This window comes from Candidatus Zixiibacteriota bacterium, assembly GCA_034003725.1.
Taxonomy (GTDB): Bacteria; Zixibacteria; MSB-5A5; order GN15; family FEB-12; genus WJMS01.
This window is the reverse complement of sequence record JAVEYB010000002.1, coordinates 366,671-382,629: the sequence shown is the minus strand read 5'-3', so window position 1 is coordinate 382,629 and position 15,959 is coordinate 366,671. Positions and strand designations below refer to the sequence as shown.

Annotated in this window: 7 protein-coding genes; 1 reads left to right on the top strand and 6 read right to left on the bottom strand. The window is 58.5% G+C overall.

Features of this window, described 5'->3' with window-relative positions:
- Positions 1 to 36: 36 nt before the first annotated feature.
- Positions 37 to 1,281 carry an MFS transporter gene (locus RBT76_04455; GenBank protein ID MDX9857015.1) on the top strand — a complete coding sequence of 415 codons (1,245 nt, stop codon included), beginning with the start codon at positions 37 to 39 and terminating at the stop codon, positions 1,279 to 1,281.
- Here the strand turns inward: RBT76_04455 and RBT76_04450 are convergent.
- From RBT76_04450 to RBT76_04425, 6 genes are all read right to left on the bottom strand, one after another.
- The gene (locus tag RBT76_04450; GenBank protein ID MDX9857014.1) at positions 1,264 to 3,903 is read right to left on the bottom strand and encodes a hypothetical protein; all 2,640 of its coding nucleotides are present in this window, start codon (positions 3,901 to 3,903) and stop codon (positions 1,264 to 1,266) included. The genes RBT76_04455 and RBT76_04450 overlap by 18 nt on opposite strands.
- Positions 3,904 to 3,976: 73 nt before the next feature.
- A complete protein-coding gene (locus RBT76_04445; protein MDX9857013.1) occupies positions 3,977 to 6,649 on the bottom strand; it encodes a hypothetical protein in 2,673 nt (890 codons plus the stop codon).
- 392 nt (positions 6,650 to 7,041) lie between these two features.
- Complete coding sequence (locus RBT76_04440) at positions 7,042 to 9,714, bottom strand: hypothetical protein (protein ID MDX9857012.1); 2,673 nt, start codon at positions 9,712 to 9,714, stop codon at positions 7,042 to 7,044.
- Between the two features lie 188 nt (positions 9,715 to 9,902).
- Positions 9,903 to 12,563, bottom strand: a complete 2,661-nt coding sequence (locus RBT76_04435) for a hypothetical protein (GenBank protein ID MDX9857011.1) — start codon at positions 12,561 to 12,563, stop codon at positions 9,903 to 9,905.
- Between the two features lie 111 nt (positions 12,564 to 12,674).
- Positions 12,675 to 13,595: a hypothetical protein gene (locus RBT76_04430; protein ID MDX9857010.1), complete on the bottom strand. Its 921-nt coding sequence runs from the start codon at positions 13,593 to 13,595 to the stop codon at positions 12,675 to 12,677.
- Between the two features lie 214 nt (positions 13,596 to 13,809).
- Positions 13,810 to 15,954: a pitrilysin family protein gene (locus RBT76_04425; GenBank protein ID MDX9857009.1), complete on the bottom strand. Its 2,145-nt coding sequence runs from the start codon at positions 15,952 to 15,954 to the stop codon at positions 13,810 to 13,812.
- Between the last annotated feature and the right edge of the window lie 5 nt (positions 15,955 to 15,959).

Below are 15,959 nucleotides of genomic sequence, written 5' to 3'. Positions count from 1 at the left end.
GGCGGCAGGTCGGGGCGTACTTTATTGTGGCAGATTATGTCGCACGTAGCGAGGCTGCGGACGTACCTGGCTCAGTTTGACCGTGGGCTGTGGATTCTCTCTTTGGGCTGGCTGATCGCCTCGCTCGGCTTCGCGGCGTCGATTCCATTCATCTCCATCTACTTCCACAACCGCCTCGGGATGTCGACCACCCAGATTGGTACTTTCTTCGCCGTCATGGCCATCGTCCGCGCGAGCTTCCAGGCCGCGGGCGGCGAGATCTCGGACCGCATCGGCCGCCGCCCGTTGCTGATCCAGATGCCGTTCTATCGGATCATCACCTTTGTCGCGCTGGCGCTGGCCGTGCAGTTCGAATGGGGCTTCTGGCCGATCGCCGTGATCTTGCTCTGTAATTTCATGACCGGGTCGATGTTCCTCACGGCGGTTATGGCGAGCGTTTCGGACATCGTCCCGTCCGACAAGCGGCTCGACGGGTACGCCATCAGCCGGTCGGCCGGCAACGCGGGCTGGGCAATCGGCCCGGCGATCGGCGGCTATCTCGCGGCGTCGTCCTATGCCGAGTTGTTCTACTTCTCGGCGGCAGTCACGCTTGTCGGTGGGCTTGTCTTTCTGAAGTACCTTCGCATTCCCGAGTCCGTCGCTCCGCGCGATCGCTTCCGGTTCGCCGATCTGGTGGCGCTGCGCAAAGATCCGTCGTTTGCCTGGCATGCCGCGCTGACGCTCTGCCTCTATCTTGTCGTGGCTCAGCTGGTGATGCCGTTGTCGGTGTACGCGGTCAGCATGGTCGGCCTTCACGAGTCAGACCTCGGACACCTGCTTGCGCTGAACGGGACGATGGTGGTGCTTTTGCAGTTGCCGGTGACGCGCCTGACGGACCGGTACCGACTCACGACCCTCCTGTCGATCGGGGCCGCATTGTATTTCGCGGGTTATGCCCTGATGGGCACGCTGGTCGGATTCTGGTGGTTTATGGGCCTGATTTTCGTCGTTACGATCGGCGAGCTGCTGATCTCACCGCCCACGATGACACTGACGTCGCGTCTCGCCCCCGAAGGTCGGACCGGTCGGTACATGGGCGTCTACGGATTCTTCGTTACGCTGGGGTGGTCGCTGGGACCGCTGTACGGTGGTGCGATCCTCGATGGATTCCAGCACGACTGGATACACGCGTGGTGGGTGATATCGTCACTGGCACTGGTGGCGGCGTTCGGATTCTGGTGGCTGGGCCGGCGGTTGCCGGCTCATGTCAACGAAGCCCAGGCGTCACTTAACAATCACTAGCTTACCCATCTGCGTACGATCCGCGGACTCCACCACCCAATAGTATATCGCTGAGACCACCGCCTGGGTATTGCGTGTGATCAAATCCCAGGTCGCATGCATCGACTCCGGACCTCCACCGGGGTAATTATGCGCAATCTCCCGAACCAGGTCTCCGTCCAGAGAGAAAATCGAAATGTTGCACACGCGCGGCAGATTCGCGAAATGGATCAACCGTGCCCGTTCCGGAGCCCGGCTGCGGTCACGGTTTTCGAACCCCAACCGCGAATACTCGCCGTCACCGACATACGGGTTGGGGTAGACGTATACGTCGAGACCGTACCTCTCAACGGTGTCGGCGGGCGTCTGTGGGTATTCACGGATCATGTTGTTGGTGGGATTGGTTTCGAGAGCCGGCAGGCCCGAAGCGGGGGAACCGTAATCGAACGCCGTTACCGCCACGTGATAAGGGATGGTCGGAAGGAGGTTCTCTATCACGTATTCGTATTCGTAGTACTTTGGAAGCGGATCACCGTAATCGAGTGTGACGTCGTCGTCGGTCCATGACGAGGTGTCGGTGTCCGGGGGAGGGGCATCGGGATAGACCTTTCGAATGCCGTCGGGGCGGGTGAGGTCGGACTGGTTGTAGTCCTGCCGGGTGAAGGAGTAGTACTCGCCTTCCCAGGCAAAGGGCCGTGCCTGCGTGTATGCCAGCGGGTCGAACGAGGGGTCATCGAACATCAGTCTTAGCGAGTCGATCGTAAACGGCACTTCATCGAGCACCCAGCCGGGTCTGCCGTCGGGCAGTTCACCGTACCGGTAGCGATTGTAGTCCTCGCGGTCGTAAGACTGGAGCAGCGTGAAACTGGTGAGCCGATCATCGAGGCCGACATAGACGCGATAACCTTCGAAGTCGATTTCACCGAGGAATACGTCCTTTGTCGTTTCGGATCGGTAGCCATTCCATCGGATCGTGAGTCTACCGCTTTCCGGGACCACACGCAGGCGCGGCGCGGGGGGTGGACCGGCCCCCGCGAAGTCCGGTACACCATCACCCTCATAGTAACTGGTGTCAGCCCGGGTGTATCGGTAAATCGTGTCAACGACCGGGTTGCCGCCCACGAACGTGGTATCGATATGATCGATCAGTGAGTCGAACGCACAGACCCGGAATTTACCTGCGTACCCGTCGCCGTCGGTATCACGGCCAGGGTTGTCGTACACCCACGACGCCCAGCGCGAGTTCAAGGCGAGGCTCGAAAAGTCCAGTGCCTCATAGAAGAACTGAGGGAAATCGGGATCAAACAGCCGTTCAAAGTCCTGGGGCTGGCGATGCAGGTTTTCACCCGCAACCCAGGCGAGAGAAATGGGCAGAGTCTGCCCGGGGTCTATAGTGAAGGGCCCGAAAGACAGCAGGTATCGCGTGTCGTATCCCCGTGCGTAGTCTTCGGCTTCCGGAGGAGGGGGGCGATACCCCTCGCCCTCGTGGTTCGTGGCCGTGGTGATCAGGTCGTAATCGAACTCCCGGTGGCTGAGCACGTAATACTTGTTGACGTCTCCCTCGGGTGTGCCAAGTCGGGAGGTGCCAAAATCGAAGTACGGATCACCCGGCGCGCTCAGCATCCGCGGGCCGAAGTCACGGCTGGGATCCGAGTAGTTGATGATCCACCAGTTGTAGGAATAGTCGAGCGAGTCCGACGGCGTTCTTACGACCCGCGCTCCGACAACGCCTCGCGGCGAGCGGTAGTCCCAGCTGGCGCCGTCGGGGTCGCCGTCGTTGTCAGCGGTGTATGCGACATTCACCGTATCGAGGAAACCGCAGCCTTCCGGAGCGGGGTGATCGCGCAGAAACCCGACGATATCGTCGTTCCACCCCTCGGGGCCGTTGCGCGAGACATGCCACACGTCACCGTCTATCCAGATCCCCATATAAACGCGATTGAGCCGTTGCTGACCGATATTGCGAATCTGGTAGTCGAACAGGATGAAGTCGTCAGCGTACTCATAGCTCCACGCCATGGACCGCTGCGTGACTTCAATCCCGAGCGGCCGGTGCGCGATGTTGGTAAGGGGATCGGCGGAAACCAGCGATGGGTCAGTTACCGTATCGGTATACCGGCACAAGATGTCTTCTTCGGAGTACGCGTTGGGATCGTAAAACTGGCTGTTGACGTCTATGGATTTGTAGTCGAACTCTCCGAAGGGGGGAGGATCGGGCCAGAATTCCTGCGTGACATAGAAGTCTTCAGTTCCCACCGAAACGAGCGTGTCCCGCCCCACGACGGCTCCGATCCAGAACGCACCCACCCAAAGATAGACATGATCGCTGTTTTTTGGATACACGCAGGAGGGGATCCGTTGACCTGTGAAGGGATCAGGGATATCCTGTCCGTAGGTACCGAAGGTGCCGTTGTTGGCAATCGCCAGCTGGATATTGCCCCTGTTGTGCGCCGTGTAGAGCACGACGGGTCGGGCAGTCGCGGCGTGTTCGAGATGTCGACTGATGGCTTCCTCACGCGAGAGTGGCGTATTCGACCGGGCCACAAGGTCGAGAGGAAGGCCGCACAGCAGGACTGATACGGCCAGAAAACTCGCGATCGTACATGGAGTACGACGTGACGGATATGATATAGTGCGCGCCATAGTGACCTTACCGAAAAGGCCGCCGATCAGATCGAGCTGTCGGCGGCCTTTCGATATTAGACACTCAGTGTGCTTACATGATGATGACGAGTTTGCCGATCTGAGTTTCGCCGTTGGGAACTTCGACCGTCCAGTAGTAGATGCCGGAAACCACCATCTGGGTGTTTCGGGTGATCATGTCCCACTCCTCATGCACGGCATTGGGATCACCCGGATCCATGTCGTGATCGATCTGGCGCACCAGATCGCCGTCCAGGGTGAAAATCTTGATCGTACATTTGGGCGGCAAGTTGGCGAAGTGTATCCGCCGCTCACGGTCCGGGATCGGCGTCGAGAAGCGACTGAACCGCCCCTCAAATCCTTCCGTCAGGTATTCGCCGTCAGCCCGGTAGGGGTTCGGCCACACATACACTTTCGCCCCCGCCTCCTGCACCCGCTGCACCGACTCCAGCGCATAGGTGTTTCTGGCGTTCACCGTCTTCGACGTCTCCAGCGCCGGCAGACCCGAGGCCGGGGACCCGTAGTCCGACGAGGTCACGTTCACATACCACGGCACCGTGGGCAGCAGATTGTCGATCGTAATCTCGTACTCGTAGTACTTGAAATACCCGTCCTCCGTCAGCAGAAACGCCAGACTGTCCGGCACCGAGTCCGGGCTGCTGATCCCGTAGTCGCCCGGGAACAGCTCTTCCCAGTTGTCGTATGCCTTCCGGATCGGTGTGTCCACCCCGAAGCGCGACCGGTTGAACCCCTGAGCCTCAAAGGCAAAGGCCGAATCGGCCGCTCCCCGGTACGGATTGGTCCGGGTGTAAACGGCCGGATCCCAGTCGGGATCGCCACCGCCGTAGATCGTCTGCAGCGAGTCCAGGGTATAGGGCACGTCGATCAGCTTGAACTCACGGGAAGTGTAATCGTAGACCAGCTTGTTGTAGTTCTCCCGGTCGTAGGAAGCCACCAGGGTGTAACTGGGCTCCCGGTCGTCGCGGGCGATGTAAACCTTGTAGCCCTCGAAATCCAGATCACGTGAGAAGACGTCGCGGGTGGTTTCGGATCGGCGGCCGTTGAACCGGACCGTGATGCTGCCGACCTGCGGGATCAGCCAGAGATCGGGTGCGGGAGGCGGAGAAGCGCCCCGGAAATCAGGCACGCCGTCGCCGGCATAGTAGGCCGTATCGCAGCCGTTCTGGTAAACGACGTTGGTGTCGATGTCGATGATCACGCCGTTGGTATCCCGGATGGTGTCGATATCGATGCCGATCGAGTCACCGCACACTTCGAGGAACTTGCCCGCATAGCCGTCGGTGTCGGTATCGACGCCGGGGTTGTCGTATACCCAGGAGGCCCAGCGGGAGTTGGTCGCGAGGTTATCGAAGTTGAGGTTCTCGTAATAGATCTCGGGATTATAGGCGTCACCCAGGTTGCGGATAGCATTCTGTGCATCCTGGTGGAAGGCGTCGCCTGCAACGTACGCGAAGGACACGGGTAACGTTTGACCGGGATCGATCGTAAACGGTCCGAACGACAGCAGGTAGCGGGTATCGTAACCGTTGGCGAACTCCTGTGCGAGGGCGACCGGTGGAGTGAGCCAGACCGGATCATTCGGAGGTATCCGGCCGGTGAAGATCTGATCGTAATCAAACTCACGGTTGCGAAGCACGTGGTATTTGTTGATGTCGCCTTCCGGCGTACCCGTTCCGCCGGTCGTGTAATTGCGGTACGTTTGGATCGCCTGAGGGCCGAAGTCCTGAGTCGGATCGCCGTTGCCGATCCACCAGTTGAATGACACGTCGAGCTCCTCGGCAGGCGTACGAACAATGCGGGTAGCTGTCACTGCCGGCACTGCCACCTGACCGAGATCATTGAGGTCGCCTGTGACGTCCGCGATCCATGCGATGTTGACCGTATCGATATACTCGACGTCGACGTTGCCGACACGAAGCGTCTCAAGACTGGTCTCGCGGAAACCGCAGATGTCGTCGGCAAACTCACCGCCGGCGCCAAAGTCACCGGGGGTGGTGCTGAGCTGATCGCCGCCCGGACCAACGTCAGCGTCAACGTACATTCCCATGTAGACTTTCGTCAGTCGTTGTACGCCGATGTTCCTGATCGAGTAATCAAACAGCACGAAATCATCGGCGTAGGGGTACGACCATGCGTAGGACCGCTGCGTAACTTCAATATTCAGCGGAATGTGGGGGCGACCGAAAAAATCGTTGTCAAGTCCGGATACGCCGGAGGTATAGGTGTCAGTGTACACGGCGATGAAGTCCTGTTCGGAGATAGCGCCCTCGTAATCCGGGGACTCAGGATCAATAATAGAACGCCGAATCATGTTACCGAACGGGGATTCATCGGGAAACATTTCGTTTGTCGTCTGCCAGCCGTCGGCGCCGACCGACACGAGCGTATCACGGCCGACGACAGCACCGATCCAGAACGCCCCCGAGAAGGAGTAGACGGTACCGGAGCGTTTTGGATACTCGCAGGCTGAAACGCGCGCTCCGGTGAAGCAGTCGGATTCCGTAATCAACGCGTCGCCTTCCGCAGCGAATATGCCATAGTTTGTCACGGAGAGAACGAGGCGGCCGACATTGTGATTGGTAGCGCAATAAGCGGGTGCGGCAAGTGAAATGTAAGGGTCATCGTTGGAGGGACCGTTCTCAACCAGCTTGGTCCGAGCCATTAGCGAGGCCGGCAATAGAACGACCAACACAAGAAGCCAGAACGTCGTTACCCGATTTCTCACTGTATCTTCCTTCTATCTCTATGGACTAGTAACTTTTCCCAAACCTAAAGCACGAAATATGCGGGTTACCGTTGTCCCTGTCAAGGCACAAATGCCTCAACGGATTAGCTCCACCGACGGGGGCCAATCTGTTGGCGCGCACATGGTTCTGTCACCCGAAAACCAGCGTCTACCATCGCGCCCGTCGGGCATACCTGTACTGTCTCATTCGATAGATTATAGACTGTGCTGCGGGGCGAATTGTCTAATGCGAAATGGTCTCCTTCTTGTGTCTCAGGATTCCCGCGGGGGAACTTGTTCAACCAGACAAGACGCCGTAGCACAGGGAGATAGGGAGGAAGGCGGGTGCGGCTGACGGCATTAAGCCGGCAGCCGCACGCACTGCGCAGACTTTACATGATGATGACGAGTTTGCCGATCTGAGTTTCGCCGTTGGGAACTTCGACCGTCCAGTAGTAGATGCCGGAAACCACCATCTGGGTGTTTCGGGTGATCATGTCCCACTCCTCATGCACGGCATTGGGATCACCCGGATCCATGTCGTGATCGATCTGGCGCACCAGATCGCCGTCCAGGGTGAAAATCTTGATCGTACATTTGGGCGGCAAGTTGGCGAAGTGTATCCGCCGCTCACGGTCCGGGATCGGCGTCGAGAAGCGACTGAACCGCCCCTCAAATCCTTCCGTCAGGTATTCGCCGTCAGCCCGGTAGGGGTTCGGCCACACATACACTTTCGCCCCCGCCTCCTGCACCCGCTGCACCGACTCCAGCGCATAGGTGTTTCTGGCGTTCACCGTCTTCGACGTCTCCAGCGCCGGCAGACCCGAGGCCGGGGACCCGTAGTCCGACGAGGTCACGTTCACATACCACGGCACCGTGGGCAGCAGATTGTCGATCGTAATCTCGTACTCGTAGTACTTGAAATACCCGTCCTCCGTCAGCAGAAACGCCAGACTGTCCGGCACCGAGTCCGGGCTGCTGATCCCGTAGTCGCCCGGGAACAGCTCTTCCCAGTTGTCGTATGCCTTCCGGATCGGTGTGTCCACCCCGAAGCGCGACCGGTTGAACCCCTGAGCCTCAAAGGCAAAGGCCGAATCGGCCGCTCCCCGGTACGGATTGGTCCGGGTGTAAACGGCCGGATCCCAGTCGGGATCGCCACCGCCGTAGATCGTCTGCAGCGAGTCCAGGGTATAGGGCACGTCGATCAGCTTGAACTCACGGGAAGTGTAATCGTAGACCAGCTTGTTGTAGTTCTCCCGGTCGTAGGAAGCCACCAGGGTGTAACTGGGCTCCCGGTCGTCGCGGGCGATGTAAACCTTGTAGCCCTCGAAATCCAGATCACGTGAGAAGACGTCGCGGGTGGTTTCGGATCGGCGGCCGTTGAACCGGACCGTGATGCTGCCGACCTGCGGGATCAGCCAGAGATCGGGTGCGGGAGGCGGAGAAGCGCCCCGGAAATCAGGCACGCCGTCGCCGGCATAGTAGGCCGTATCGCAGCCGTTCTGGTAAACGACGTTGGTGTCGATGTCGATGATCACGCCGTTGGTATCCCGGATGGTGTCGATATCGATGCCGATCGAGTCACCGCACACTTCGAGGAACTTGCCCGCATAGCCGTCGGTGTCGGTATCGACGCCGGGGTTGTCGTATACCCAGGAGGCCCAGCGGGAGTTGGTCGCGAGGTTATCGAAGTTGAGGTTCTCGTAATAGATCTCGGGATTATAGGCGTCACCCAGGTTGCGGATAGCATTCTGTGCATCCTGGTGGAAGGCGTCGCCTGCAACGTACGCGAAGGACACGGGTAACGTTTGACCGGGATCGATCGTAAACGGTCCGAACGACAGCAGGTAGCGGGTATCGTAACCGTTGGCGAACTCCTGTGCGAGGGCGACCGGTGGAGTGAGCCAGACCGGATCATTCGGAGGTATCCGGCCGGTGAAGATCTGATCGTAATCAAACTCACGGTTGCGAAGCACGTGGTATTTGTTGATGTCGCCTTCCGGCGTACCCGTTCCGCCGGTCGTGTAGTTGCGGTACGTATGGATCGCCTGAGGGCCGAAGTCCTGGGTGGCATCGCCGCTTCCGATCCACCAGTTGAATGACACGTCAAGTTCCTCGGCAGGCGTTCTGACGATTCGCGTCGCAGTCACGCCGGGTACCGGAACCTGACCGAGGTCGTCAAGATCGCCGCTGACGTCGGCAATCCACGCGATATTGACGGTGTCCACGTATTCAACGGGGACACTTCCAACCAGAAGGGTTTCGACATTGGTTTCGCGGAAGCCGCAGATGTCGTCCTGAAATTCGAGTGCGCCCGGCGACAGGTCTCCTTCGACGTCATCGACCTGTCCTGCCGGTCCGACGTCCGCATCGACATAAACGCCCATGTACACCTTCGTAAGCCGTTCACTGCCGATATTCCTGATCGAGTAGTCGAACAAGACGAAGTCATCGGCGTAGGGATACGACCATGCATAGGACCGCTGCGTGACCTCGATAAACAGGGGGATATGGGGCCTGCCAAAGAAGTCATTCGCGAGTCCGGAGACACCGGAGGTATAGGTGTCCGTATATACGGCGATGAAGTCCTGTTCGGAGATAGCGCCCTCGTACTCCGTTGCGAGCGGGTCGAGGATCGAACGACGGATCATGTCGCCGAACGGGGATTCATCGGGGAACATTTCTCGCGTGCGCTGCCAGCCGTCGGCACCGACCGACACAAGTGTGTCACGGCCGACGACAGCGCCGATCCAGAACGCCCCGGAATAAGAATACTGCGAGCCCGACCGTTTGGGATATTCACACGCGAGTACAGCGGACCCGGTGAAGCAGTCAGCGGTGGTGATGAGGGCGTCTTCTTCCGCAGCGAACACGCCGTAGTTCGTTACCGACAGAACGAGGCGACCGACACTGTGGTTGGTGGCGCAGTATGCGGGCGCCGCCATAACAATGTACGGATCATCGTGCGGGTAACCTCCTTCAATCAACTTCGTGCGCCCCAGTGAATTGCTCGATGCGAATGCCACCAGAGCGACAACACTGATAAATCCTAACCATTTTGACACGCTGCCCTCCCGGACAGAATTGCATGACCATACTGCAATCCGACCGAGCGAGAGCGTGCCCGCCGACATCCGCCGCTGGTCGGATACCTTACTTTCAACTTCCAAGCGATCGGGGCGCTGGGCGCCCCGAGTATCACCCACTTACCACATAGACCAGTTGCAGTCACGACCCGTGCAACGTTAAATCATCACATAATGATGACGATTTTGCCGATCTGAGTGCGGCCGTTCGGTTCTTCCACCGTGAAATAATATATGCCCGACACTACCATCTGGGTATTTCGGGTAATCAGGTCCCACTCATCGTGCATGGCGTTAGGATCGGACGGATCCATATCGTGTTCGAACTGCCGGACGAGGTCGCCGTCGAGTGTGAAGATACTGATCGTGCATTTCGGCGGCAGATTGGCGAAGTGAATCCGGCGTTCGCGATCAGGAATCGGCTGTGCGTACGGACTGAAGCGACCTTCGAAGCCCGTTTCGAGATATCCGGCATCCGCCCGATATGGATTCGGCCACACGTATACATCAAGCTCACCCGCCGTGCCGTTAGCCGAAGTCTCCAGCGCGTAGGCGTTTCTGGAATTGACGGTCTTTGACGTCTCGAGGGAAGGGAGACCTGACGCGGGTGATCCGTAATCCGCTGCGGTTACGTTTACGTAGTACGGCACGGTCGGTAGCAAATCATCGACAATAAACTCATACTCGTAGTACTTGAAGTAGCCGTCGTCGGTCAGCAGGAAACTCAGACTGTCGGGTACGGAATCGGGGACACTTATGCCATACGCGGCAGGGTCGAGATCCTCCCAGTCGTCATAAACCTTTCTGATGGGCGTGGTCACGCCGAACACCGACTGGTTGTATCCCTGCGCCTCAAAGGCGAAGGCGGAGTCGATGCCGAGGAAGTATGGCCGGGTGCGGGTGAAGGCGAGCGGATCCCAGTTTGGGTCACCCGCAGCGTACAACGTGCGCAGCGAGTCAAGCGTGAACGGTGAGTCAAACAGCTTGTATTCGTTGGCGGACGACTGATAAACGAATTTGTTGTAATTCTCGCGATCATAGGCGGCGAGCAGCATGTAGCTGGGTTCACGATCATCGCGGGCGAGGTACACCCGGTACCCTTCGAAATCGAGTTCACGGGAGAAGACGTCACGTGTCGTTTCCGACCGGCGACCGTTAAACCGGACGCGAATCCGGCCCAACTCCGGGATGAGCCAAACGTCAGGCGCGGGAGGCGGGGAGGCGCCCCTGAAGTCGGGCACCCCGTCGCCCTCGTAGTAGGCCGTGTCACACTGCGTGCCGACCACGCCGACCGTGTCGATCAGGGTGTCGCCACCGACCACTGATGTGTCGATGCTGTACCCGGTGGTGTCATCGCAGACGACCAGGAACTTGCCCAGATACCCATCCGTGTCCGTGTCGACTCCGGGATTATCGTACACCCAGGACGCCCAGCGGGAATTGGTCGACAATTCATCGAAATTGAGGTTGGCGTAATATATCTCGGGGTTGTAGGAGTCACCGAGGTTGACGTTGGCGTTGTTCGGCAAGACGTGAAAATTGTCTCCGGCCACATAAGCGAACGAAATCGGCAGAGTCTGCCCGGGGTCGATCGTGAATGGTCCGAACGAGAGGAGAAATCTCGTGTCATAGCCGTTTGCAAATTCCTGCGCCAGATCGACGGGGGGGACCAGCCAGGTCGGGTCGTTTGGACCGACGCGCCCGGTGAAAACCTGGTCGTAATCGAATTCGCGGTTCCTGAGGACATAGTACTTGTTTACGTCGCCCTCAGGCGTTCCCGTGCCGCCGGTCGTAAAGTTGCGATAGGTGGCGATGGCCTGGGGGCCGAAGTCCTGAGTCGCATCGCCCTGGCTGATCCACCAGTTGAAGGAAACATCGAGTTCTTCGGCCGGGGTGCGGACTATACGGCAGGACGTGACAGCGGGCAGCGGGGTTTGCCCGATGTCGTTAAGGTCGCCGCTGACATCGGCGATCCATGCGGTGTTGACCGTGTCGATATAGGGAACGTCGGTATTGCCGACGCGAAGGGTCTCAACGCTAGTTTCAAGGAATCCGCAGATGTCATCCTGGAATTCTGCTCCTGCGCCGAGATCGCCCGGCGTGGCATCGGCCAATCCGCCGCCGGGCGCGCAGTCCGCATCCACATAAATCCCCATGTACACTCGGGACAGCCGCTCGAAGCCGATATTGCGGAGCGAGTAGTCAAACAGCACGAAATCATCGGCGTACGGGTACGACCACGCGTAGGAGCGCTGGGTGACTTCGACATGGAGCGGGATGTGGGGACGTCCGAAAAAATCGTTGGACAGGCCAGCGACGCCCGAAGTGTACGTATCGGTGTATACGGCGATGAAATCCTGCTCGGAAACGGCACCCTCAAACTCGGCCGCTTCCGGGTCGATGATGGATCTCTTGCGCATATCGCCGAACGGAGACTGATCGGGAAACATCTCATGCGCGTTTTGCCACCCGTCGGCACCGACCGACACAAGAGTATCTCGTCCGACCACCGCTCCGATCCAGAAGGCGCCGGAGAATGCGTACTGGGTTCCGGACCGTTTGGGATACTCGCAGGCGAGAACCCGGTTGCCGGTAAAACAGTCGGCCGTCGTTATGAGAGCGTCATCTTCGGCCGCAAATACACCGTAGTTGGTGACAGAGAGGACCAGCTTACCTACCGTATGATTTGTCGCGCAATACGCCGGCGCGGCGGTTGCAGCGTAGGGATTGTCGTGGTTGTTGTCGGCGGGTCGCATGGTGCGCGCCGTCGCTTCCGCGGACAGGCCTATAACGAGCGCTGCCAGCAAGCCGAAAGACAATCGCGGCATGAGGTTGATTTCCTTCCGAGACTTAAGCCGAACCGGCATTCCACATCTGCCGACAGCTTCAAGATTCAGTATTCCGGGAGTTCTGTCAAGCGGCAATCGGGACGGAGCAGATCAATGGGTAAGCTGATTCCCGCCGAGGAACAGGTAATTCACGAGCTGGATCAGATCGGACAGATCGGTACCGCCGCTGGAGTCGGGATCACAGTAACCAAAATACACGCAACCCCCGCTTGTCTGGCCGAGGAACAGGAAATTGACAAGGCAGATCAGGTCGGACAGGTCAACAGAATTGTCGGCCGTGATATCACACTGCAGGGTTGGAATGAGGCTCACAGAACCGCCGATTGATACGACCACCGTGGTGTCAATCTGGCCGACCAGGCTGCTGTCATAGGCGATTGAATCGTACGGACTGATGGAGGGATCGACCTCGAACCACAGCGTGCAGCTGTCACCGAGCCAGTTTTGGCATGCCAGGTAGCTGGTGTCTACGATTGTGTCGGTTACCACGCCAATCAGTTGACCGCCAGTTGTAGAGAACTCCTGACGGCCGAACATCGTAATCGGGGCAATCAGTGGCAGGGAGGTATCGGGATTCGGGGGTGTATTCAGGGGAACGCGAACGACAATTCCTCCCGATTGCGGAGGTATAGCCGGAGGTCGGTTCTGGTCGGGGAAGAAATCGGCCGCTGCGGCCAGTCGCCAGAACACGCCGTTACTCAGCGAGTCTACCACCACGCAGTATTCCCATCCGGAGACGAGGGTGCCGACGGTGTCAAATGCGACACCACTGAAGTTGAACGTAACGAGGTCAGGTCGCTCTGATTTCAACTGCAGTCCGACGCCGGCTATGCTGTCTTCGAAATTGTACAGGCGTAAGGACAGGTAGTTATTCCGGCTTCCGGCGACGAAGCTCGTGTCGCCGACCGAAACGACCACTCGCGGAACCTGGGAGAATACGGTGGCAGTACTGCAGAGAAGCAGGACCGCGGAGTAAATCGCGGTGGGGACAAACCTGAACGCAGGCCGCATACGGCACCTTCCCGTGGTCAGTAATAGACGAACCCGTGCTTGAATACGCACGTGTCGTCAACACCTGGATCTGTTACCGTTAGCGAAGTCTCGATAAGTACCCTTTGCGGCTGCATTTCAAGATACTACATTTCCCGCCGGGGTCAATATCAATAAATAACCGGCCCCGCCGTCAGGCGGAGCCGGTTTGGATTCTTCGGACTGAGACTATCGCTTACATGGTCGGCTTAGTGAAGAGATCCGGGGAGACATCGGCATTCACCGTCATCTCCTGAATCTCCACGACGGCCATTTTCTGACCATCCATCATCCTGACGACCCTGCCGGGCAGTTTGATGCCGCCGGCCTCGGTCATCGTTTCAAATGTCTCGGTGATCGTTCCTTCCCCGCCCATCATTCCGGAGCCCCAATAGCTGCGACCGGCGACAGCTGTTGTCTGGGGGTCTATCGCCAGACGGCAGATGGGCTCACCCTGCATGTCGACCAGGGTAATCCATTCGACCGCTTTCTGGTCGAGCTGACCGGGACCTTCGTACACGGCCTGGAAGTATGGATCGGCTTTCAGATGAGAGAAGATCATGACGAGATCCCTCAGCTGATCCTCTTTCTCTTTGAGGATGTCCTCTTCGGTTTTGTCGCCGAGTTGGCCAGGGGCGATCGTCTTCCAACCCTTGGATCCGTCCCGAACGTCATACATCTTCTGGCCCATCATCGTGGCGACCGTGTATGATTTGTCGGGGAGAATGTCCGTGGACTCGATCGGAAAGGGGAAGTCACCCTGCGGCGTCGATATCACGACCTGAGCTTTGACGGACATCGTCTTCACCGCTGCAAACGCACTGGTGCCGCCGTGCGCAGCAGCGGCTTTCTCCAGGAGTTCGGCGCCTCTGGCCAGGTTTTCGGGGGTGATCGCGAGTTCCTTCTTTTCCTCGCCGGATGGGATCGTTATGTCGATTTCGGTAACCGGTCCCATGTTGAGGTCCTCGAGCGGGACTTCAAAATCGGCCTGATTTCCGACCACGAGCACCCGGAGTTTTTCGGGGTGCAGATTGCGCTTGGCGGCTTCAACCACCGCTTCGGCGGTCACCTGTTCGACCTTTTCTTTCTCCTGAACGAGGAAGTCTTCGGGGAGATTGTAGAAGTCATAATTCATGAGGCGGTTGACTACCTCGGCGCGATTATCGAAGTTGAAAACAAACGAATTGAGGTAGCCGTCCTTGCCCATGCGCATCTCGTCAGGAGTCGGCGGGTTCGTCTGCATTCCCTCGACCTGCTTGACGATTTCTCGGACCGCCTTGCCGGTGGTCTCGGACTTGGTCGACGCAAAGGCGACGAAAACGCCCGGGTACGAGATGTTTGCCGTATACGAGCCAAAGGTGGCGTAGGCGAGACCTTCTTTCGAGCGCACGTTGTTGAACATGCGACTGCCGAAGCTGCCGCCGAAGATGGCATTCATCACGATACGGTCGGCGTAGTCGGGGTCGGTGACCTTACCGCCGAGGTGTCCGACGAGGACGTTGCTCTGGTTGACGTCGGACTTTTCAGCGTAATAGACGTGCTGGTCGTATTCGTATGTGACTTCGGGCGGCGGCGGGACGGTGACATTGCCCTTTTCCCAGTCACCGAACCAGGTTTTTATTTTCTCTACGATCTCGGCTTTGTCGAAATCACCCCAGACGGCAATCTGGATATTCTCCGGGTGGAACCACTGCTGGTGGAAGGCCACCATATCCTCGCGATTCACGGCGTTGACAGTCATATATTCCGGGTGTCGGGCGTACACGGACTCCGGACCGTAAACCACTTTGCGGAATTCCCGCATTGCGATGGTCATGGGGTCATCGTTACGGCGGGAGATATTGGACCGCTGTCCGACTTTCGCCAGTTCTACTCTGTCTGCGTCAAAGGTCGGATTGCGCAGAATCTGGGCGAGGACTTCGAGCCCCAGATCAGTGTACTCGGAGAGGACATTGACGGAGGCGTTGCCGGAAAGGTTGTCGATCGACGTTTCCACGGATCCGCCGATGCCTTCGAGCATTTCGTCGATTTCATCGCCGGTCCACTTCGCCGTACCGCCGGTGCGGAGCACCTCACCGACCATCGATGCCATGCCGACCTTGTCGGCAGGTTCGAGATAGCCGCCGACATTGATCCGCACAGAGGCGCGGAAGACCGGCAGCATATGATCTTCAAGGACGTAGAGGCGCATGCCGTTGGGCAGGGTCACCTTGTCGACTTCCGGTACCACCAGCGGGTTGAGCTTGGGATACTTCAGCTTGTCGACGTCCTGAGCCTGCAGTGCGGCCCCGAGCAGAAGCGCCGCGACCGCAATGATCAATACAGAAGCTATTCGTTTCATTATCA

Excerpts from the sequence above, each read along its gene's own strand:
- RBT76_04455 (MDX9857015.1), top strand. The coding sequence starts at position 37 with ATGTCGCACGTAGCGAGGCTGCGGACGTACCTGGCTCAGTTTGACCGT.
- RBT76_04450 (MDX9857014.1), bottom strand. The coding sequence starts at position 3,903 with ATGGCGCGCACTATATCATATCCGTCACGTCGTACTCCATGTACGATC.
- RBT76_04435 (MDX9857011.1), bottom strand. The coding sequence starts at position 12,563 with ATGCCGCGATTGTCTTTCGGCTTGCTGGCAGCGCTCGTTATAGGCCTG.
- RBT76_04430 (MDX9857010.1), bottom strand. The coding sequence starts at position 13,595 with ATGCGGCCTGCGTTCAGGTTTGTCCCCACCGCGATTTACTCCGCGGTC.
- RBT76_04425 (MDX9857009.1), bottom strand. The coding sequence starts at position 15,954 with ATGAAACGAATAGCTTCTGTATTGATCATTGCGGTCGCGGCGCTTCTG.